Origin of the sequence: Paraburkholderia sp. RL17-383-BIF-A, assembly GCF_046028015.1 — a bacterium.
Classification (GTDB): domain Bacteria; phylum Pseudomonadota; class Gammaproteobacteria; order Burkholderiales; family Burkholderiaceae; genus Paraburkholderia.
The window spans coordinates 1-20,203 of the sequence record NZ_JARESR010000063.1; the positions used below are offsets into that span (position 1 = coordinate 1).

At 62.6% G+C, this 20,203-nt stretch carries 17 protein-coding genes and 1 other RNA gene; 3 read left to right on the forward strand and 15 right to left on the reverse strand.

All coding sequences use genetic code 11. From position 1 onward, the window contains the following. Positions 1-19: 19 nt before the first annotated feature. The 3 genes from rnpB to pyrC all read right to left on the reverse strand — a co-directional run bounded on the left by rnpB (position 20) and on the right by pyrC (position 2,382). Positions 20-374, reverse strand: an RNA gene (gene rnpB / locus P0D71_RS35530) — RNase P RNA component class A. Between the two features lie 107 nt (positions 375-481). Further along, positions 482-1,309, reverse strand: coding sequence for a DUF3025 domain-containing protein (locus tag P0D71_RS35535; RefSeq protein ID WP_091799191.1), 828 nt, complete (start codon positions 1,307-1,309; stop codon positions 482-484). A gap of 11 nt (positions 1,310-1,320) precedes the next feature. Beyond that, positions 1,321-2,382: a dihydroorotase gene (pyrC, locus tag P0D71_RS35540; protein ID WP_408483847.1), complete on the reverse strand. Its 1,062-nt coding sequence runs from the start codon at positions 2,380-2,382 to the stop codon at positions 1,321-1,323. Between the two features lie 166 nt (positions 2,383-2,548). Between pyrC and P0D71_RS35545 the strand changes: the two genes are divergently transcribed. Further along, the gene (locus tag P0D71_RS35545) at positions 2,549-3,484 is read left to right on the forward strand and encodes a class II glutamine amidotransferase (RefSeq protein WP_408483848.1); all 936 of its coding nucleotides are present in this window, start codon (positions 2,549-2,551) and stop codon (positions 3,482-3,484) included. A 149-nt stretch (positions 3,485-3,633) separates the two neighbouring features. Here the strand turns inward: P0D71_RS35545 and P0D71_RS35550 are convergent, their stop codons facing one another. The 6 genes from P0D71_RS35550 to P0D71_RS35575 all read right to left on the reverse strand — a co-directional run bounded on the left by P0D71_RS35550 (position 3,634) and on the right by P0D71_RS35575 (position 9,431). After that, a complete protein-coding gene (locus P0D71_RS35550; protein ID WP_007180417.1) occupies positions 3,634-4,359 on the reverse strand; it encodes an amino acid ABC transporter ATP-binding protein in 726 nt (241 codons plus the stop codon). Continuing rightward, the gene (gltK, locus tag P0D71_RS35555; RefSeq protein WP_091799182.1) at positions 4,356-5,033 is read right to left on the reverse strand and encodes a glutamate/aspartate ABC transporter permease GltK; all 678 of its coding nucleotides are present in this window, start codon (positions 5,031-5,033) and stop codon (positions 4,356-4,358) included. The genes P0D71_RS35550 and gltK overlap by 4 nt, the downstream gene beginning before the upstream one ends. Next, the gene (locus tag P0D71_RS35560; protein WP_091799179.1) at positions 5,033-5,773 is read right to left on the reverse strand and encodes an amino acid ABC transporter permease; all 741 of its coding nucleotides are present in this window, start codon (positions 5,771-5,773) and stop codon (positions 5,033-5,035) included. Before P0D71_RS35560 ends, gltK begins: the two co-directional genes overlap by 1 nt. A gap of 82 nt (positions 5,774-5,855) precedes the next feature. After that, positions 5,856-6,749: a glutamate/aspartate ABC transporter substrate-binding protein gene (locus P0D71_RS35565; protein WP_408186160.1), complete on the reverse strand. Its 894-nt coding sequence runs from the start codon at positions 6,747-6,749 to the stop codon at positions 5,856-5,858. Between the two features lie 264 nt (positions 6,750-7,013). Continuing rightward, positions 7,014-8,336: a Glu/Leu/Phe/Val family dehydrogenase gene (locus P0D71_RS35570; protein ID WP_091799172.1), complete on the reverse strand. Its 1,323-nt coding sequence runs from the start codon at positions 8,334-8,336 to the stop codon at positions 7,014-7,016. A 138-nt stretch (positions 8,337-8,474) separates the two neighbouring features. Beyond that, positions 8,475-9,431 carry a LysR family transcriptional regulator gene (locus P0D71_RS35575; RefSeq protein WP_091799169.1) on the reverse strand — a complete coding sequence of 319 codons (957 nt, stop codon included), beginning with the start codon at positions 9,429-9,431 and terminating at the stop codon, positions 8,475-8,477. A gap of 172 nt (positions 9,432-9,603) precedes the next feature. Here P0D71_RS35575 and purB point away from each other — a divergent pair, with 172 nt between their 5' ends. Continuing rightward, positions 9,604-10,992, forward strand: a complete 1,389-nt coding sequence (gene purB / locus P0D71_RS35580) for an adenylosuccinate lyase (protein WP_091799166.1) — start codon at positions 9,604-9,606, stop codon at positions 10,990-10,992. A gap of 91 nt (positions 10,993-11,083) precedes the next feature. On the opposite strand, the gene P0D71_RS35585 is transcribed toward purB, so the two are convergent. The 4 genes from P0D71_RS35585 to edd form a co-directional block, all read right to left on the reverse strand. Beyond that, a complete protein-coding gene (locus P0D71_RS35585) occupies positions 11,084-11,581 on the reverse strand; it encodes a gluconokinase (RefSeq protein WP_091799164.1) in 498 nt (165 codons plus the stop codon). A gap of 10 nt (positions 11,582-11,591) precedes the next feature. Continuing rightward, on the reverse strand, positions 11,592-12,983 hold the full coding sequence (locus P0D71_RS35590; protein WP_091799161.1) for a GntP family permease: 1,392 nt from the start codon (positions 12,981-12,983) through the stop codon (positions 11,592-11,594). A 332-nt stretch (positions 12,984-13,315) separates the two neighbouring features. After that, positions 13,316-13,957, reverse strand: coding sequence for a bifunctional 4-hydroxy-2-oxoglutarate aldolase/2-dehydro-3-deoxy-phosphogluconate aldolase (gene eda, locus P0D71_RS35595; RefSeq protein WP_091799159.1), 642 nt, complete (start codon positions 13,955-13,957; stop codon positions 13,316-13,318). A gap of 25 nt (positions 13,958-13,982) precedes the next feature. Further along, a complete protein-coding gene (gene edd / locus P0D71_RS35600) occupies positions 13,983-15,887 on the reverse strand; it encodes a phosphogluconate dehydratase (protein WP_408483849.1) in 1,905 nt (634 codons plus the stop codon). A 290-nt stretch (positions 15,888-16,177) separates the two neighbouring features. Here edd and P0D71_RS35605 point away from each other — a divergent pair, with 290 nt between their 5' ends. Next, complete coding sequence (locus P0D71_RS35605) at positions 16,178-17,023, forward strand: MurR/RpiR family transcriptional regulator (protein ID WP_408301215.1); 846 nt, start codon at positions 16,178-16,180, stop codon at positions 17,021-17,023. A 66-nt stretch (positions 17,024-17,089) separates the two neighbouring features. On the opposite strand, the gene P0D71_RS35610 is transcribed toward P0D71_RS35605, so the two are convergent. After that, positions 17,090-17,821 carry an OmpA family protein gene (locus tag P0D71_RS35610; RefSeq protein WP_408483850.1) on the reverse strand — a complete coding sequence of 244 codons (732 nt, stop codon included), beginning with the start codon at positions 17,819-17,821 and terminating at the stop codon, positions 17,090-17,092. Between the two features lie 125 nt (positions 17,822-17,946). After that, positions 17,947-20,203, reverse strand: a 2,257-nt coding sequence (locus tag P0D71_RS35615) for a YadA family autotransporter adhesin (RefSeq protein ID WP_408483851.1), incomplete at its 5' end; no start/stop codon positions are given.

Here is a 20,203-nt window from a genome sequence, read left to right on the forward strand (position 1 = left end):
GTGCACGCGCCACGTCCGAAGACGCAACACGCGTGGCAGCCATTCCTCTAGGCGCGCCATTGCTGACGCGCTCAAGCTTCCTACCCGCAGACGTGACGGGGGCCCCGCCCTGCATCTCGAAGATGCTAGCCTGCCTACTTGGAATTGCTCCGGGTGGAGGTTACCGTGCCGGTCTGCCTTGCAGCAGCCGCGGTGCGCTCTTACCGCACCGTTTCACCCTTACCTGATCCCGGCTTGCGCCGGGCCATCGGCGGTTTGCTTTCTGTTGCCCTGTTCCGCGTGTCGCCACGGATGGCCGTTAGCCATCACCCTGCCCTGTGGAGTCCGGACTTTCCTCGCCCTCGTTGGCCGAAACCTCGGAGGCCGCGACTGCCTGGCCTGCTTTGCTGCGGCGAATTTTAACACCTGCGGGAGCCCCGAGCCGAGCCGACGGCTGAAATAGCCGAATGGCCAAGATGAGATGCGACCGAACCCAACGCGCTCAACGCGCGCGCCGCCCGCAGCGAAATACGGCAGTGTCGTCGTAGAACGAGGGAGATTCGTTCTCCGGCCACCAGCCCGGAATGCCCAGCACTGGAAGCGGCGCGAACATGCGGCTCGTGAGTGCGTCGGTACTGAGCAGCGCCTCGGCGACGGACTCGTCGAGCCACACGTCCCGTTTCGTCGCGTCCCATTCGAAATATGCAGCCGGCACATCGACGATCCACGCGTGGCCCGTGCAGGCCTTGAACGGCGCGATCAGCTTTTCCAGCAATGCATGGCCGAAGCAGCGCACTTCGCAACTCATGCCCCACGCATCACGCCGCGCCACCAGCAGCGTGTGCCAGTCGAAACCGCGCAAGGCCGCGCTCAAAGCGGGATCCGCGCATGCGAACAGCAGCGCGTTCTCGTCGAACAGCGTCAGCGTATCGCGCACGCCGCCGCGGGTCGGGCCGACGCCCAACGCATCGATGGCCGCCGACTGACGCACGTTCAGCGCCGCCTTGATGCGCGGAAAAGCAAACCACATCGACGCATTGAAGAAGTCGTGCAGATTGTGGCGGGTCGGCACGCAGCCGGTGGACGCGATATGCGCCTCGTACGCCGCGCCTGGCGGCAGATCGTCCTGTGCGATGAACGCAAGGCGCTGGCCACGCCCCGTGGTTTGCCGCGTTTCACCGGCATCGGCGTTCATCTCGGCGAGCAGGGCCTCGTAGCCCGTCAGCGCGGCCTGCTGCCAGCGCCTGCCGCGTGCGGCGAACGGCGCGAACCACGGCCTTGCCCAGTCGATTGCGGCGAAGCCCGCCGGCTTCGCCTCATGCGCCTGCATCTACCGCAACCTCAAACGAGACGCCAGCCGATCGACTCGCCGCCGCGCAGCGGCACGACCGGCGTATCGCCAACCGGCAACTCGGCCGGCAGCGTCCATTCTTCACGACGCAGCGTGACCTTCTCCTCGCTGCGCGGCAGACCGTAGAAGTCCGCGCCAAAAAAGCTTGCAAAGCCTTCGAGCTTGTCGAGCGCGTTGGCTTTGTCGAACGCTTCCGTGTACAGCTCCAACGCGTGCAGCGCCGTATAGCAACCCGCGCAGCCGCAAGCATGCTCTTTCAACCCCTTCGGATGCGGCGCGCTGTCCGTGCCGAGGAAGAAGCGCGGATTGCCCGACGTCGCCGCCTCGACCAGCGCCACGCGATGCGTCTCGCGCTTCAACACCGGCAAGCAGTAGTAATGCGGACGAATGCCGCCCTGGAAGATCGCGTTGCGGTTGTACAGCAGGTGATGCGCGGTGATCGTCGCGCCCAGCAGCGCCGGCGCCACGCCGGCTTCGCGGATGTAGTCGACCGCGTCTTTCGTGGTGATGTGCTCGAACACCACCTTCAGCGCCGGAAACGCGCGGCGCAACGGCGTCATGACCCGGTCGATGAACACCTTCTCGCGGTCGAACAGGTCGATCGACGCATCAGTCACTTCACCGTGCACCAGCAGCGGCATGCCCACTTCCTGCATCACTTCGAGCGTTTTGGCGCACTTCATGATGTCGGTGACGCCCGCGTCCGAGTTGGTCGTCGCGCCCGCCGGATACAGCTTCACGCCATGCACGAAGCCGCTTTCACGCGCACGGCGGATTTCGTCGGGCGGCGTGTTGTCGGTCAGGTACAACGTCATTAGCGGTTCGAACTTCGCGCCTTCGGGAATCGCGGCGACGATCCGCTCGCGATAAGCCTGCGCCATCGCGGTGGTCGTGACCGGCGGCTTCAGGTTCGGCATGATGATCGCACGGCCGAACTGGCGCGCGGTGTCCGGCAGCACGGCGGCCAGCATCGCGCCGTCGCGGACGTGCAGGTGCCAGTCGTCCGGGCGGGCGAGCGTGATGGAGTCGAGGGAAGCGTTGGAAGCAGTCATGGCGGCAGGGGACGAGATTCGACGACAAAAGCCAATCTATGCGGTCAAACCGCAACGTTGCGGCATAAACACACGTCAATTTTGCTATTTGGCGTTTCTGGCTCGGTGATATGCTTGGAAAATCATCATTGTAACGGCTCGACCCGTTCACAGGCTTACCCGCAACATGTGCCAACTACTCGGAATGAACTGCGCCGCGCCAACGGACGTCACGTTCTCGTTCACCGGCTTTGCGGCGCGCGGCGGCGTCACCGATCACCATGCCGACGGCTGGGGCATCGCCTTCTTCGAAGACAAAGCCTGCCGCCTGTTCATCGACCATCAATCGTCGGCGACCTCGCCGATCGCCGAGATGGTCAAGCGCTACCCGATCAAATCGAAGAACACCATTGCGCATATCCGCAAGGCGACGCAGGGGCATATCCTGCTGGAAAACTGCCACCCGTTCATGCGTGAATTGTGGGGACGCCACTGGATCTTTGCGCACAACGGCGACCTCAAGGATTATTCGCCGGTGTTATCAGGCGTGTATCAGCCGGTCGGCACGACCGACAGCGAGCTCGCTTTCTGCGCGCTGCTCGAAGGTTTGCGTAGGGCTTTTCCCGGCGCGCAGCAGCCGCCGCTCAACGAACTGTTTGCCGCGCTCGAAACCCTCACGCGCGAAATCACGCAGTTCGGCGTGTTCAATTTCCTGATGTCGAACGGCCAGGCGCTGTTCGCGCATTGCTCCACGCACCTGCACTACATCGTGCGGCGCTGGCCGTTTTCCACCGCGCATCTCGTCGACGCGGACGTGTCGATCGATTTCGCCAAGTACACCACGCCCGAAGACCGCGTCGCGGTCATTGCCACCAAGCCGCTGACCGACAACGAAGTCTGGAGCGCATTCGAACCGGGCGATCTGATGATGTTCCAGCACGGCGAGGTGATTGGCCGCGTCAATGTGCCGGTGCCGGCTTCGGTACTGGAAAAGCTGCGCAATCCCGCGTTGGATGCGTCGGCTTCGGCCAGTACGATCGCAGCTTCGATCGAGCCCATGCCCGAGCGGGACGCCGAGGTGGACCTCGAAGCAGCGGACGACGCGGCAGCGTTCGAATCATGAGCGCCTGAGCACATCACCTGACCATTTAAAGCCCGCTACCTTCGCTCAAGCCGGATCGCCATACACAGAAAAGCCGCTCTTTCAGAGCGGCTTTTTTTTGCCAGTGTCGTAGCACCGCGCCGCCTGAACGGCGCGGCTTCAAAACACACTTAGTGCAGGATCTTGGCCAAAAAGTCCTTCGCGCGATCCGACTTCGGATTGGCGAAGAAGTCTTCCTTGCGGTCGTCTTCCACGATCAAGCCCTTGTCCATGAAGATCACGCGATGCGCGACCTTCTTCGCGAAGCCCATTTCGTGCGTGACGCACATCATGGTCATGCCTTCCTGCGCGAGTTCGACCATCACGTCGAGCACTTCGTTGATCATTTCCGGATCGAGCGCCGAGGTCGGCTCGTCGAACAGCATGGCGATCGGGTCCATCGACAACGCGCGGGCAATCGCCACGCGCTGTTGCTGACCGCCCGACAACTGCCCCGGGAATTTGTCCGCATGCGCGCGCAAGCCCACGCGATCGAGCAGCTTCAGCCCTTTCGCCGTGGCTTCGTCTTTCGAACGGCCCAGCACCTTCACCTGGGCAAGCGTGAGGTTCTGCACGATCGACAGATGCGGAAACAGTTCGAAGTGCTGGAACACCATGCCCACTTTGGAACGCAGCTTCGACAGATTGGTTTTCTTGTCGGTCAGCGACTGACCGTTGATGATGATCTCGCCCTTCTGGAACGGCTCGAGGCCGTTGACGGTTTTGATCAGCGTGGACTTGCCCGAGCCCGACGGCCCGCACACCACCACCACTTCACCCTTTTTGACTTCCGTCGTGCAGTCGGTCAGCACCTGGAACTGACCGTACCACTTCGAAACATTCTTGATAGAGATCATCTTGCGACCTTTTTCTGAAGACCTTTGACGAGGCTCGACGCGATCACGCAGATCGCGAAATAACACGCGCCCGCGAACAGTACCATCTCGACATTCGTACCGTCACGGTCGCCAATATTCGTGGCGGTGCGGAAGAAGTCGGCGAGGCTGATCACGTAGACGAGAGACGTATCCTGAAACAGCACGATACCCTGCGTGAGCAGCAGCGGAACCATGGCGCGGAATGCCTGCGGCAGCACGATCAGGCGCATGGCCTGCGCGTAGTTCATGCCGAGCGCGAACGCCGCGTTGACCTGCCCGCGCGGCACGGCCTGAATGCCGGCGCGGATGATCTCCGAATAGTACGCCGCCTCGAACAGCGAGAACGCGACCATGGCCGACGCGAGGCGAATGTCGATATCCGCCGACAACCCGAGCACGTTCTGCAGCACTTGCGGCACGATCAGGAAGAACCATAGCAGCACCATCACCAGCGGGATCGAACGGAAGATCGTTACGTAGCCCTTCGCGAACCACTCGAAGGCCTTGAACGACGACAGCCGCAACATGGCGAGGACCGTGCCCCAGACAATGCCGAACACGATCGCGATCAACGTGATCTTGAAGGTGACGACGGCGCCGGTCCACAGCGTAGGCAATGCGCCCGGAATACCGCTCCAGTCGAAATGATGCATTACTTGCCTCCGATATAGCCGGGCAACCGGGTCTTGGCTTCGACCCAGCGCATGAGTTGCATCACGACCAGATTGATCAGCATGTACGCCAGCGTGACCGCGATAAACGACTCATACGTCTGCGACGTGTAGTCGACCAGTTGGCGCGCCTGAGCGGACAGATCGAGCAGACCGATCGTCGACGCCACCGCCGAGTTCTTGAAGATATTCAGAAACTCGGACGTGAGCGGCGGCACGATGATCCGGTACGCGACCGGCAGCAGCACATAACGATAGGTCTGCCACTGCGTGAAACCCATGGCCAGACCCGCGGCGCGCTGGCCGCGCGGCAGTGCGTTGATACCCGAGCGCACCTGCTCGCACACGCGCGCGGCGGTGAAGAGCCCGAGACAGATGATCGACGACGAAAAGAACTGCGCACTCGGCGGCAGTTGCTTGAACCAGTTGCCCACGGAAACAGGCAGCAACTCCGGTATCACCAGATACCAGATGAAGAACTGCACGATCAGCGGAATGTTTCGGAAAATCGCGACATAGACCGTGCCGATACCCGACGCCCACTTGTTCGGCACGGTGCGCAGCACGCCGAACAACGACCCGACGATCAGCGCGATCACCCATGCCGACAGCGACACGGTAATCGTCACCCAGAAGCCCGACAGCAACCAGCCCAGATAGGTGGTCGGCTCGCCGGTGGAGACCGGACTCAGCAAAATGCCCCAGTTCCAGTGATATGACATGACCAAGACTCCAGCAAAAAGAAACGGAAGAAGCGCGTGGCCCCTTCCGTTTCGTTCAGCGTTTCAAAAAAACAGCTAAGGTTTAATCGATTGCCTTGTCATTCGGGCTCTTGTAGAGCGCCTTGATGTCGTCGCTTTCCGGGAAGTTCAGGTTCAGGCCCTTCGGCGGAATCGGCGATTCGAACCACTTCTTGTAGATCGTGTCGGCTTCGCCCGAGGTTTCGACCTTCGCGATTGCCTCGTCGACCACCTTCTTGAATTCCGGATCGTTCTTGCGAATCATGCAGCCGTACGCTTCATGCGATTGCGGCGCGCCGACGATCACGAAATCGCCCGGATTGTTCGACTTGGCGCGTTCGCCCGCGAGCAGTGCGTCGTCCATCATGAAGGCAGCGGCGCGGCCCGTGGAGAGCGTCAGGAACGACTCGCCGTGGTCCTTCGCGCTGATGATGTTCATGCCCATGCTCTTGTCCTGATTCATCTTGCGAAGCAGGCGCTCGGAGGTGGTCCCGGCAGTCGTGACGACCGTCTTGCCCTTCAGGTCGGCCCAGTCCTTGATACCGGAGTCTTTCTTGGTCATGAGGCGCGTGCCGATCACGAAGATCGTGTTCGAGAAGGCAACCTGCTGCTGACGTTCAGCATTGTTGGTGGTCGAGCCGCATTCCATGTCGACGGTGCCGTTCTGCACCAGCGGAATACGGTTTTGCGACGTGACCGGCGTGAGCTTGACCTTCAGGCCAGGCATGTTCAGCTTCTGCTTCACCGCCTCCACCACTTTCAGGGCGAATTCCTGCGAGTAGCCGATAACGTTCTGCTTGTCGTCGTAATACGAAAACGGGATGGACGATTCGCGATGGCCCAGCGAAATGACGCCCGTGTCCTTGATCTTTTTCAGCGTACCAGCGTCTTGCGCATGCGCGCCAACCGTAAACAGTCCGAGAGTCGCGAGCAGCAGCGCAGCTTTTTTAACCTTCATTTTTGATCTCCTTGGCAAGAACCGGCGCCAGTTTAGCAAAGTAATTATTCTGAAAGTATCGCTATAAACCATGTTGTTGCGTGGCCGCCGCTAACGCTTCGCGGCCCGTCGGGACGGTCGGTCAACCTTTCCGCATATAGAAAGGCGGGCGGCATCGATACGATGCTGCCCGCCGGGTCCAACACGCCGTCTTGTGGACCGCGCTAAAGCAAGGTTTGCCGGCGGATCCGCGCGATAACGGAGCCGCCGTTCGAAACGCAATGATCAGGGATACAGGCCGCGCAGTTCGCGCGCTTCCAGGATCCGCTTACATGCGACGATAAACGCCGCCGTCCGCACGGACACCTTTTGCTCGCTCGAAACCTGCCACACGGCGGCGAATGCTTCACGCATCACACGCTCCAGACGCTGGTTGATCTCGTCTTCCGTCCAGAAGAAGCTCGAGAAGTCCTGCACCCATTCGAAGTACGACACGGTCACGCCGCCGGCGTTGGCGACCACGTCCGGAATCACCAGAATGCCGCGATCGTGCAGGATGTCGTCCGCAGCCGTGGTGGTCGGGCCGTTGGCGCCTTCCACTACGATCTTCGTCTTGATCTTCGCCGCGTTCTTTTCGGTGATCTGATTTTCCAGCGCGGCCGGAATCAGAATGTCCGATTCGACGGTCCAGAATTCTTCATTGCTTACGGCGTCCGCTTCCGGGAAGCCGCCCACGCCACCGTGTCTGGCCACATGTTCGAGCAGTGCGACGGCGTCGATACCCGTCGACTTGTACAGCGAACCGGTGTGATCCTGCACCGCGACCAGCTTCGAACCCGCTTCCTGGAACAGACGCGCCGCGATCCCGCCCACGTTGCCGAAGCCCTGCACCGCGATGCGCGCGCCTTCGATTTCCACACCGATACGGCGTGCGGCTTCGGAGGCCACCACGAACACGCCGCGGCCCGTTGCCTCGCGGCGGCCGAGCGAACCGCCCAGCGTGATCGGCTTGCCCGTCACGACGCCCGTGGCCGTTTGGCCCTGGTTCATCGAGTACGTGTCCATCATCCACGCCATGATCTGCTCGTTCGTGTTCACGTCCGGCGCGGGAATGTCGGTATTCGGTCCGATGATGATGCCGATTTCGCTGGTGTAGCGGCGCGTCACGCGCTCGAGCTCACCACGCGACAACGTGCGCGGGTCGACACGGATGCCGCCCTTCGCGCCGCCGTACGGCACGTTCACGGCAGCATTCTTCACCGACATCCACGCCGACAGGGCCATCACTTCCGACAACGTCACGTCCTGGTGGTAACGCACACCGCCCTTGCCCGGACCGCGCGACACATTGTGCTGCACGCGATAGCCTTCGAAGTGCGCGACCGTGCCGTTATCGAGTTCGATAGGCACGTCGACGACCAGAATGCGCTTCGGGCGCTTCAGGGTTTCGAGCCAGCGGGACAGGGAGCCGAGGTACGGCGCGACGCGATCGACCTGACGCAGGTAGTTGCCCCACGGGCCGAGGTCGTCTTTATTCAGGTAGGAAGGAACCGACTGCAACGTTGCTGCGGATTGTGCGACTTGTGCTGCCTGTTGCTGGGATGACATGAACGCTCCGGCGTTGATCGAATGACAGCATTGTCGAAAAACGCCGATTTGAAATCCAATGCCGTTTCCTTATCCGATTATGTTTTTTTTGCATAACCATCGAGAAGCCGCAAATTCGCGTCGTAGGGAGGCAGGATTTCAGGCCGCGCCTTGCGCCAGTTCCTCCGACACCACGTCCCACAACTGACGCACGAGTATCTGTCGCGCATCGTCGCTCTTCGCCGCGAGCTTGTCGCGATAGAGACGAATCTCCATGGTCAGCGTGAGCTGGCCCTCGGGCGTGCCACGCGTCGCGCGGTCGAGGCGGATCAGCTTGCCGTCGGCGACCGCGTCTTCCACCGCGCTGTGCGGCAGGAAGGCGATGCCGTGGCCGGCCAGTGCCATCGCCTTGAGTCCTTCGGCCATGTCGGTTTCATACAGCCGGTCGAGATACAGACGCTCCGGTGCGTTGGCCAGGATCACTTCGGTCATGCGGCCCAGATAGGCGTTCGGCGTATAGGACAGATAGGGCGTGGGCGCCTCGGCGGTGCCCGGCAGCGTATGACGCGGCCGGCCGGCACGGCCGGGCGCCGAGAACGGACTGATCGGCTCGATGCCGAGCGTCAGCATGTCGTAGCGGCCCGGATCGAGCGCGACCGGGTGGCTCGGGTGGTGATAGCCCATCATCAGATCGCAGCCGCCTTCCACCAGCGAGAGCGCCGCGTCGTGCACGTTCAGCGCGCGCAGCCGCGTGTGAATCGGGCCCATCTGCGCTTCGATACGCTGCAGCCAGCGCGGAAAGTAAGTCAACGACAGCGTATGCGGCACCGCGAACTCGATGGTTGCCTGCGGCGTCGCCGTATGGCCGCGCAGCAGCGCACGCGCTTCATGGAACTGCGACAGCATCGCGAGCGCCTGCTCGTTGAACACCTGACCGGCCGCGGTCAGCCGCGTCGGGTAAACCGAACGGTCGATCAGTTCCGTGCCGAGCCACGCTTCCAAGGCCTGAATCCGCCGCGAGAAGGCCGGCTGCGTCACGTGACGCAGTTCGGCCGAACGACTGAAACTACGCGTTTCCGCGAGCGAAACGAAGTCTTCGAGCCATTTCAGTTCCATGCGGGGCCTGCCACCAGAGGAAGAGAGAAGTCAGCATTCTAGATGGTGTCGCGAAGCGGACCAGCCTGACTGCGGAAATCGGGGCTGTCGGCGTCCGGTGGTAAAATTCGCGTTTTCCCGCAGTTTGTTCCGCGTTTTCACCCTTGCGCTTAGCCCTCACCCGGCCCCCATCATGTCCGACACCCGCCCCGACACTCTGTTCGCGCTGAACGCGCTCTCCCCGCTCGACGGCCGCTACGCCTCGAAAACCGAAGCCCTGCGCGACTGGCTCTCGGAAGCCGCGTTCATGCGCAATCGCGTGACGGTCGAAATCCATTGGCTGATCGCGCTTTCGCACGCCGGCTTCGCCGAAGTGCCGCGTTTCTCCGCAGCCTCCGAACAATTCCTGCTGCAACTGGCCGAGCGCTTCACCGCGCACGACGCCGCGCGCATCAAGGAAATCGAACGCGTGACGAACCACGACGTGAAGGCGGTCGAATACTGGCTGAAGGAATCGGTCAAGGGTCAGGAAGAACTGGAACGCGCGAGCGAGTTCATCCACTTCGCGTGTACCTCGGAAGACATCAACAACACCTCGCACGGCCTGATGCTGGCGGGCGCCCGTGAACACGTGATCCTGCCGGCGCTGCGCTCTGTGCATCAACGTCTCGTCGCACTGGCTCACGCGCACGCCGATCAGGCGATGCTGTCGCGCACGCACGGCCAGCCGGCCAGCCCGACTACGCTCGGCAAGGAAATCGCCAACGTCGCGGCGCGTCTGGAACGCGCGATCGACCGCATCGCGAAGGTCGAACTGCTCGGCAAGATGAACGGCGCGGTCGGCAACTTCAACGCGCACCTGTCCGCGTATCCGGAGTTCGACTGGGAAGCGTTCTCGCGCGAAGTGGTCGAGCAGCGCCTGAAGCTCACGTTCAACCCGTACACTATCCAGATCGAACCGCACGACTACATGGCAGAACTGTTCGACGCCGTGTCGCGCGCCAACACGATCCTGCTGGATCTGGACCGCGACGTGTGGGGCTACATCTCGGTCGGCTACTTCAAGCAACGCACCAAGGCCGGTGAAATCGGCTCGTCCACGATGCCGCACAAGGTCAATCCGATCGACTTCGAAAACTCGGAAGGCAACCTGGGTCTGGCGAACGCCACGCTGCGCCATCTCGCCGACAAGCTGCCGGTGTCGCGCTGGCAGCGCGACCTGACCGATTCGACGGTGCTGCGCAATATCGGCGTCGCGTTCGGTTACTCGCTGCTTGCGTACGACTCGCTGATCCGCGGCCTCGACAAGCTCGAAGTGAATGCGCAGCGTCTGCACGAAGACCTCGACAACTGCTGGGAAGTGCTAGCCGAACCGGTTCAAACGGTGATGCGCCGTTACGGCATCGAGAATCCGTACGAACAACTGAAGGAGCTGACGCGCGGCAAGGGCATCACGCGTGAAGCGCTGCAAACGTTCGTCAGCGGCCTGGCGATTCCGCAGGACGCGAAAGATCGCTTGCTCGCCATGACGCCGGCTTCGTATATCGGTAAAGCTGCGGAACTGGCCAAGCGCATCGCCTGATCTGCGTTGGCCGCTCCTGACCTCGTTGCACGAGGCGTAAAAAAACCGCTCCGAGGAGCGGTTTTTTTTCATCTGCAGCGACCGGGCAAATTCACTTACGCGCTTCAACCTGGATCAACACGCTTTCGACGATCTCTTCCGGCGACAGTTCGATGCTCACCGTGATCGCCTCATCGGCGCCCGGCTCTTCGAGCGTATCGAGCTGGCTTTGCAGCAGCGACGGATCGAAGAAATGGCCGGTGCGCGTGGTCAGCCGCTGCTCCAGCACCTCACGCGAACCCTTGAGGTAGACGAAGCACACGTCCCTGTCGCCGTCGCGCAGAACGTCGCGATACGAGCGTTTCAGCGACGAACACGTGAACACCGCCGTCTCGCCCGCCGTCTGCTTCTCCTCGATCGCTGCGCGAATCGTTTTCAGCCACGGCCAGCGGTCTTCGTCCGTCAGCGGAATGCCGTGGTGCATTTTCTCTTTGTTGGCGGCGCTGTGAAACGCGTCGCCGTCGGTGAACGCGCAGTGCAGGCGCTCTGCCAGCATTTCGCCAATTCTCGTCTTGCCGGCGCCGGACACGCCCATTGCGATCAGAATCATCAAAAACTCCTTACAAGACCGCCGCGAGTGCGAAGGTCAAACCCAACCCCATCAGCGAGATGATGGTTTCGAGGAGCGACCATGTCTTGAAGGTCTGCCCCACCGTCATCCCGAAGTACTCCTTGATCAGCCAGAAACCGCCGTCGTTCACGTGCGAAAAGATCAGCGAACCCGAACCCGTGGCCAGCACCAGCAGCTCCGGCTTCACCTGCACCGCGCCCGCTGCCGCGATCGGTGCGACGATGCCGCAAGCGGTGGTCATCGCGACCGTCGCCGAACCCGTTGCCAGACGAATCAGCGCCGCGACGAGCCAGCCGAACAGCAGCGGCGACAGATGCGCCGATGTCGCCGCATTGACGATTTCCTTCGAAATGCCGCTATCCATCAGCACGCGGCCGAACCCGCCGCCCGCGCCGACGATCAGCGTAATGCCCGCGATCGGCGCGAGACACTCGCCGCAGAATTTCTGGATCTGCTCGCGATTGAAGCCGCGGCTTGCGCCGAAGGTCCAGAAGCTGACAAGCACGGCGATCAGCAGCGCCACATCCGAATTGCCGGCGAAGCGCAGCAGATCGTTCGGCAAGGTTTTCGGCGTGAACACGAGGTCGGCCCAGCTGCCGACCAGCATCAGGATAACCGGCAGCAGGATCGTGAACAGCGTGATGCCGAAGCTCGGCAGTTCACGCTTGGGCGCCGCCTGTTGCGCACCGTTGTTCGCGCCATTCGCGTCGCCAGCGCCGAGAAACTGCGAAGCGAGCGCGTTGTCTTTCGGCAGCTTGATATAGCGGCTGATCAGCAACGCAAACAGCGGACCCGCGACGATCGCGGTCGGCACGCCGACGATCAGGCCATACGCAATGGTCCGGCCGATATCCGCGTGATACGCCTGCACCGCGAGCATCGCGGCCGGGTGCGGCGGAAGCAGGCCGTGCACGACGGACAGACCCGCGACCATTGGCAAGCCGACTAGCAGCAACGATTTGTTGGTGCGCTTCGCGACGTTGAAAGCGATCGGAATCAGCAGCACGAAACCGACTTCGAAGAACACCGGCAAACCGACGATGATCGCCACGATCATCATCGCCCAATGGATGTTCTTCTCCCCGAAGAAGTCGATCAACGTAGTGGCAATGCGCTCGGCGCCGCCCGATTCGGCCATCATCTTGCCGAGCATCGTACCCAGACCGACCACGATGGCGATGTGCCCGAGCGTATTGCCGTTACCCGTTTCGAACGACTTGACGATGGTGCCGATCGGCATGCCGGACGCGAGCCCGAGCAGCAGCGACACGATGATCAGAACGAGGAAAGGGTAAACCTTGTAGCGCGTGATCAGCAGAATCAGCAATGCGATGGCGATCACCGCGAAGACTAGCAGCGTGCTGCCGTGGACAGCTTCCATGAAGCTCCTCCTTTTGCGTTATTGATTTGAGTGCCCCCAACCTGGCGCTTCGCGCCAGCCCCCGAGGGGGCCACAAAAAACTTGGGGCTGCCCGGCGTTTTCTTGTGAATGCGGACAACAGTCAGCACCCTGTCTCACGGCGACCTGTGCGGCGCCTCGAAACCGGGCTGACCGCGCGGACGCTGAATTTTACTGTGTGTTGCCGACCCACGCGCGCCGCTCGCGTATGCATATTGAAAAAAGAGCCTCGCCGCGACAGCTCAGATGGCTGTATCGACGAGGCTCCTTTTGCGTAGGCCTTGAAGACCGCTTAACGTGCGCGCCGCTTCAACTTAATGGGCGGGCGCGGCCAACTGGCTCGCGGCGCGCGCGAGACGCGTGATCTCTTCCCAGTTGTGCGAAGCAAGCGCGGCTTTCGGCGTGAGCCACGAACCGCCGACGCACACCACGTTCGGCAGCGACAGGAAAGTCGAAGCCGATTCGGCCGTGATACCGCCGGTCGGGCAGAATTTCAGATTCGGGAACGGGCCGTGGAAAGCTTGCAGCATCGGCACGCCGCCGGCCTGCTGGGCCGGGAAAAACTTCACGATCTCGTAGCCGAGTTCGAGCGCCGTGATGATGTCGGTCGGCGTCATCACGCCTGGCAGCAGCGGCAAGCCTGCGTCCTGTGCGGCCTTGTGCATGTCTTTCGTCAGACCCGGCGAAACGCCGAATTGCGCGCCCGCCTTTTTAGCCTGAGCGCAGTGCTCGGGCTTCGTAATCGTGCCGACACCGACCACGATGTCTTCAGCCAACTGGCTTGCGCGCTCGATCGCTTCCAGACCGGCGGCGGTGCGCAAGGTAATTTCCAGCACCTTCACGCCGCCTGCATGCAGCGCGCGCGACACCTGCTCACCCTGTTCGACCGAGTCGAACGCGAGCACCGGAATCACCGGGCCGAGGCGCACGATATCGCTTACTGTTTTCGACGTCATAGTCAGACTCCTTGTTCTGCAGCGCTTAGCTGGCTTGAGTGGTGCTTGTATGTTTTCCGGTGTGAGCTTTGGCCGCTTCGCCGTGATGCGCCGAATGCTCGCCCACCATCGCGCCGAATACCGACGCACCCTGCTCCGCCGGCGCCGCCGCCGCGCGAAACACGCCGAACAATTCCCGGCCGAAACCCACTTCGTTTTCCGCTTGATGCAGCGGCACGGCGTTCGGCCGCGCGGCCCATTCGGCCGCTTCGATTTCGATGTCGAGCACGCCGGCTTCGGCGTCGATCACCAGCATGTCGCCCGTGCGCACCTTGCCGATCGGCCCTTGCAGCAAGGCTTCAGGCGACAGATGAATCACCGCCGGCACCTTGCCCGACGCGCCGGACATACGGCCGTCCGTGACCAGTGCGACGTGGAAACCCTGATCCTGCAACACACCGAGCAGCGGCGTCAAACGATGCAGCTCGGGCATGCCGTTTGCGCGCGCGCCCTGGAAGCGCACCACGGCGATGAAGTCGCGCTTCAGTTCGCCTTTGTCGAACGCTTCCTGCACGGCTTCCTGCGAATCGAACACGATCGCCGGCGCCTTCACCTTGCGATGCGCCGCGGCGACCGCCGAAATCTTGATCACGCCGCGGCCGAGCTTGCCCTGCATCAGACGCAAGCCGCCATCCGGCTGGAACGGTTCCTTGATGCCGCGCAGCACCGCCGTGTCTTCGCTCGCTTGCGCGCCCGGCACCCATTGCAGCTTGCCGTCGATCAGCTTCGGCTCTTCCGTGTAGTGCTTGAGTCCCTTGCCCGCGACCGTGTTGACGTCCTCGTGCAGCAAGCCGCCTTCCAGCAGATTGCGCACCAGGAAGGCGACGCCGCCGGCCGCGTGGAAGTGGTTCACGTCGGCCTTGCCGTTCGGATAGATCTTCGCGAGCAGCGGCACGGCTTGCGACAGCGCGTCGAAGTCGTCCCAATCGATCACGATGCCCGCCGCGCGAGCAATCGCCACCAGGTGCAGCGTGTGATTGGTCGAGCCGCCCGTCGCCAGCAACGCGACGATGCCGTTGACGATCGCTTTTTCATCCACCACGTGGCCGATCGGCGTGTAGTTGCCGCGCTCCACCGTCAGATCGAGCACGCGGCGCGCGGCCTGCGCGGTCAGCGCGTCGCGCAGTGGCGTATGCGGATGCACGAAAGCCGAACTCGGCAGATGCAAACCCATCACTTCCATCAGCATCTGATTGCTGTTGGCCGTGCCGTAGAACGTGCAGGTACCGTGGCTGTGATACGCGGCGGCTTCCGCTTCGAGCAGCGCGTCGCGGCCGCATTGGCCGGTGGCGAAGAGCTGGCGTGTCTTGGCTTTGTCGTCGTTGGACAGGCCGCTGCCCATCGGGCCGGCCGGCACGAAGATGGTCGGCAGATGGCCGAACTGCAGCGCGCCGATCAGCAGCCCCGGCACGATCTTGTCGCAAATGCCGAGGCACAGTGCCGCGTCGAACATGTTGTGCGTTAGCGCGACCGCCGTGCTCATCGCGATCACTTCTCGCGAGAACAGCGACAGTTCCATGCCCGCATTGCCTTGCGTAATGCCGTCGCACATGGCCGGCACGCCGCCCGCGAATTGCGCGACGCCGCCGTTTTCACGCGCGGCCTGCTTGATGATGTCCGGGTAGTTTTTGTACGGCGCGTGGGCCGACAACATTTCGTTGTACGAGGACACGATGCCGATGTTCGGCTCGCGAATCTGTTTGATGACGAGCTTGTCGTTGCCTTCGAGCCCGGCGAAACCGTGGGCCAGATTGGCGCAGGAGAGCGCGCCGCGCGCCGGGAACCGGCCTTGCGCCTGGTCGATGCGGGCCAGATACGCCTCGCGGGTGGGCTTGCTGCGCTCGACCACGCGTCGCGTGACCTTCAACAATTGCGAATGCGGGGAAACCATCGGAGCTCCTTCGTCGCTGGCGTGAGGCGGGCGCGCACTGTGCCAGGTAGGTATCGCGGGGTGTCGGATCAACTGACTGACGCCATCTTAGTAGAAAAACTACACGATCGCAACGACGAACGCTGCTGCGCTGCGGCATACGGAGACAGCCTGAAACGCCCGACCAGCCTTGCTCTTGCATGCAACGGCCGAAACCTAGGGATTACACCTACCGCCTCAAATGTAGTTTTTGTACCTCTTCAGCAATCAGATATAGTCCACGCATTCTTCAGCATAGTGCGAGTTTTCCAATGATGCTGTCCCAGGTGGAAGAGATGCGCGACCAGTTGCGGCCGTCCGAGCGCAAACTGGCCGACTACGTGATCGAAGCGCCGCGCGAAGTGCTCGATCTTTCCATGACGGAAGTGGCCGCCCGCGCAGGCGTGAGCCAGCCGACCATCGCGCGGTTTTGTCATGCGCTCGGCTTTTCGGGGTTTCGTGAGTTCAAGATCCGGCTTGCGCAGGGGATTGCGTCCGGTGTGCCCACCGTCTATCGGGACGTGCGGCCGGACGAAGGCGCTCCCGGCCTCATCGCGAAGGTATTCGACCGGACCATCGGCACCTTGATCGAAGTGCGCAACAGCCTGTCGCCGGATAGCGTCGAAGCGGCCGTCGAGTTGCTCGCGAACGCGGCGCGCATCGAGTTCTACGGCGCGGGCGGCTCGGGCATCGCCGCGCAGGATATTCAGCACAAGTTTTTCCGCCTCGGCATGCCAAGCGTCGCCTACTCCGATCCGCATACCTATTCGATGTCGGCGGCACTGCTCGGCCCCGGCGATGTGGTGGTGGCGGTATCGAATACCGGCCGCACCCGCGACATCATCGAAGCCGCGCGTTCAGCGCTCGCTCGTGGCGCGAAAGTGATCGCGATCACGCATGGCAGTTCACCGCTTGCCCGAGTCGCGTCGATCTGTCTGTTCTCGAATGTGGCCGAGGAAAACGATGTGTTTTCGCCGATGACATCGCGTATGTCGCATCTGGCGATCGGCGACATTCTGGCGGTCGGCGTCGCGCTCAAGCGTGGTCCCGAGTTAGTGGAGCGCGTGGGACAGGCGAAAGGCGTAATCGGCCGGTTGCGGGTCGACGACGAGGGTTGAGGCGTTGCAGATGAAAAAGGCCTGCGCGATGGCAGGCCTTCGGGGTCGAGCGATGCGGGCTGCGCGTTACTCGGCGAATACGCGGACGTCGACGCGGCGGTTCTGCATGCGGCCTTCGGGCGTCGCATTCGACGCGACCGGATCAGTACTGCCCAGACCTCGTGCGACGAACTGCTCGGCGTGGAGGCCACCATCACGCAGGTATTGTGCGACGGCGTCGGCGCGAGCCTCGGACAAACTCAGGTTATGGGCTTCCGAGCCTGTCGCGTCGGTGTAGCCCACCACCGTCACGCGATGCAGGTTCACGCCCCGGTTCACGCTCATGAAGTGGTCGAGATTCCTCTTTGCAATTGAGCCAAGCACCGCGCTATCCGTCGCGAAGTTCGCGTTGCCTTGCAGCAGCAGGCGAACCTGCGGCGCCACCTGTTTTGCTTGCGGCTGCGCAGCGGGCTGTTGCAGCACCGGCTGCTGCGGGAGCTGCTCTGCAACAACCGGTCTGCCGCACATGAAGGTCAATTCGCGCGCATCCTTCTTCAGCGCGCCATCGTTTACGCGATCAACGGCTTCGAGCCATGTCACCGGTTGATTCTTGCAGGTCTCCCCCGCCACACGCACGCAACTCTTCGAGCTTTCGAAGAGTCCCTCGCAATTGACCCGATAGATCGGCGCCTGCTGATTCGGCACGCTCACCGCGTGAAGCGTATAGGTTGGCCCCGACTGCGTGCTACACGCAGCGAGAAACATCACACACGCGCCGAGCAATAGCGCGCGCGAAGACTTGGAAAGCGTTAAGTTCATTTTCAGGGATTCAGTCAATTGAGGCGGCGCCTTTGCCGTGTGTTCCTCGGACAAGGGCGCGCATGCAGTCAAGTCAAAGCAGATCTGGCTAACGGACGAGGCTCACGCCCCATCCGTCATGGCACTTACCACTGGTAGGAAGCACCCACGCCCACCGTCGTGCCTTGCGAGCTCGTACCCGCGCCGGCCTTCATCTTCAGGTTCTGGGTGATGCGGGCCGAGACGCCGAGCGCCACGGCCTGCGAACCCTTATACGAGCCGCCGCCGACACCGACCGCGATCGTCTTGCCTTGATCGACGTCCGGGATCATCGTCAGTGCCGTAGCGGCCGCGATACCTGCGTACGCATTTTTCGCGACCTGGTTCAAGCCGTTCTGCACCGCGTTGATCTGCTGGTCCGTGTAGTCCTTCGCCGAGGTACCGGCCGGCAGGTTGCCGACCGACGCGCCGATCGCTTCGTTCAACTGGCCGACGTTGACTGCGTCGGTGGTTGCCGTGCCGGCCGCGACGTTGGTGATCTGGCGTTCGTTGCCCGCCGAACCCACCGACACCGTGTTTTCGCGATCCGCCACCGAGTTCGCACCCAGCGCCACCGAATTCGCCGCGCTCGCCTTCGCGTTCGCGCCCATTGCCGTGGCGTGCGTGCCGCTGGCGACGGCCGATTCCGTGTCACGGTTGCCGTCTGCCGCGAACATCGGGTTGCCGGCCGAACTGATGATATTCGTGACGTTGGAGATGGCCGCGTTCATCTGGCTGACGTTGACCGCATCGTCAGCGGCCGTGCCTGCCGCCACGTTGCGGATCGTCGTGCCGCCCGCCACGCCGTTACCCATTGTGACGCTGCTGTAGTTCGCCGACCCGTCAGCGTTGTGGTCGTACGTCACGGCAGCGTTGGTCGTGCCATCCGTATTGATCACGCCCGACGCCTTCAACTGCGCGACGTTCACCGCGTCCGTATCCGCCGTACCGGCCGCCACGTTGGTGATCTGGCGCTCCGCTCCGGCCGCCCCCACCGACACCGTGTTGGCACGGTTAGCGACGGAGTTCGAACCCAACGCGACCGAGTTCGCTGCCTGCGACTGCGCGTTACCGCCGATCGCCACCGACTCCGCACCGCTTGCCTGCGAATCGGCCAGGGCCGAGTTCACGTGGACGTACATGACGCCACCGCCGGTGGTGATGCTGTTCAGCGTGTTGTTGATCGTGCTGATATTGGTGGTGTTCTGCGTCACACGGTTGTCGAGGTTGGTGATCGCGTCGCCCGCGTTGTGGACGGTCGCGCCGTTCACAACGTAAGTCGGGGCCGAGATCGAGCCATCCGTGTTCACCGTCGAGCCACCGCCGATCGCATCCGCCACGCTCTGCGACACGCCGTAGAGCTGCGAGCCGTTCACCGCATCCACGCTCGTCGCGGTCACTGCGCCGGCGGCCACACCCGTCAGCTGACGCGCGCCCGTCGTACCCGTGAAGTCGACCAGCGCGCCGTCAGTGCCCTTCGCGACCGTGATGGTGCGCGACGTCGCGTCCTGCTGCACCAGGCCTACCGAACCGTTGTTCATGTTGTTCGTCAGGTTGGTGATGTCCGTGGTGTTCTGCGTCACCTGCTGGTTGGTGGCGAACAGTTCGCTGCCGTTCACCGCATCCGTGCTCGTCGCGCTCAGGCGGCCAGCCGCCACGTTCGTGATCGTGCGCTCGCTGCCCGCTGCACCCACGCTCACCGTGCTCGACGGAGCCATGCCTGCAAACGTGTAGGTGATACCGCCTATCGTCGTGCCGGACGTGGCGACCGCCGTTGTGGTCGTCGACCCTGCGCCTAGTGCTACTGCGCCAGCGTTGGACGCTTTCGCGCCGTTACCCAGTGCGACTGCGTCCGTGGCGGCCGCCAACGCCGCCGGGCCGGCTGCCAGGCTGTTGGTGCCCGTTGCCGATGAATCCGCCAGCGACGAGTTCGCGTGGAAGTACTTGATGCCGTTGCCACCGTTGGTGATGTTGTTCACGGTGTTGCTGATGTTGGTGACGTTGCCCGCGATGTTCGTGACGTTGTTGCTCAGGTTGGTCACGTTGTTGTTGATCGTGTTGACCTTTGCGTCTTCCGACTGCAACTGGCTGACGTTCACCGCGTCCGTTGCGGCCGAACCAGCTGCCACGTTCGTGATGCGGCGTTCCTTGCCTGCTGCGCCCACCGAGACTTCACCATTGGCTGCCGATGCCGTGCCCGTCAGTGTTGCCGCGCCCGGGTTGTAGCCCGTTGTCGACAGGTTTGCCGTCGTCGTCGAGTTCGAACCCAGGGCAACCGAGTTCGCTGCCGTCGCCTGAGCGTTGCCACCAATGGCGACTGCATCCGTACCCGTTGCCGACGAATCCGCCAGCGTCGAGTTCGCA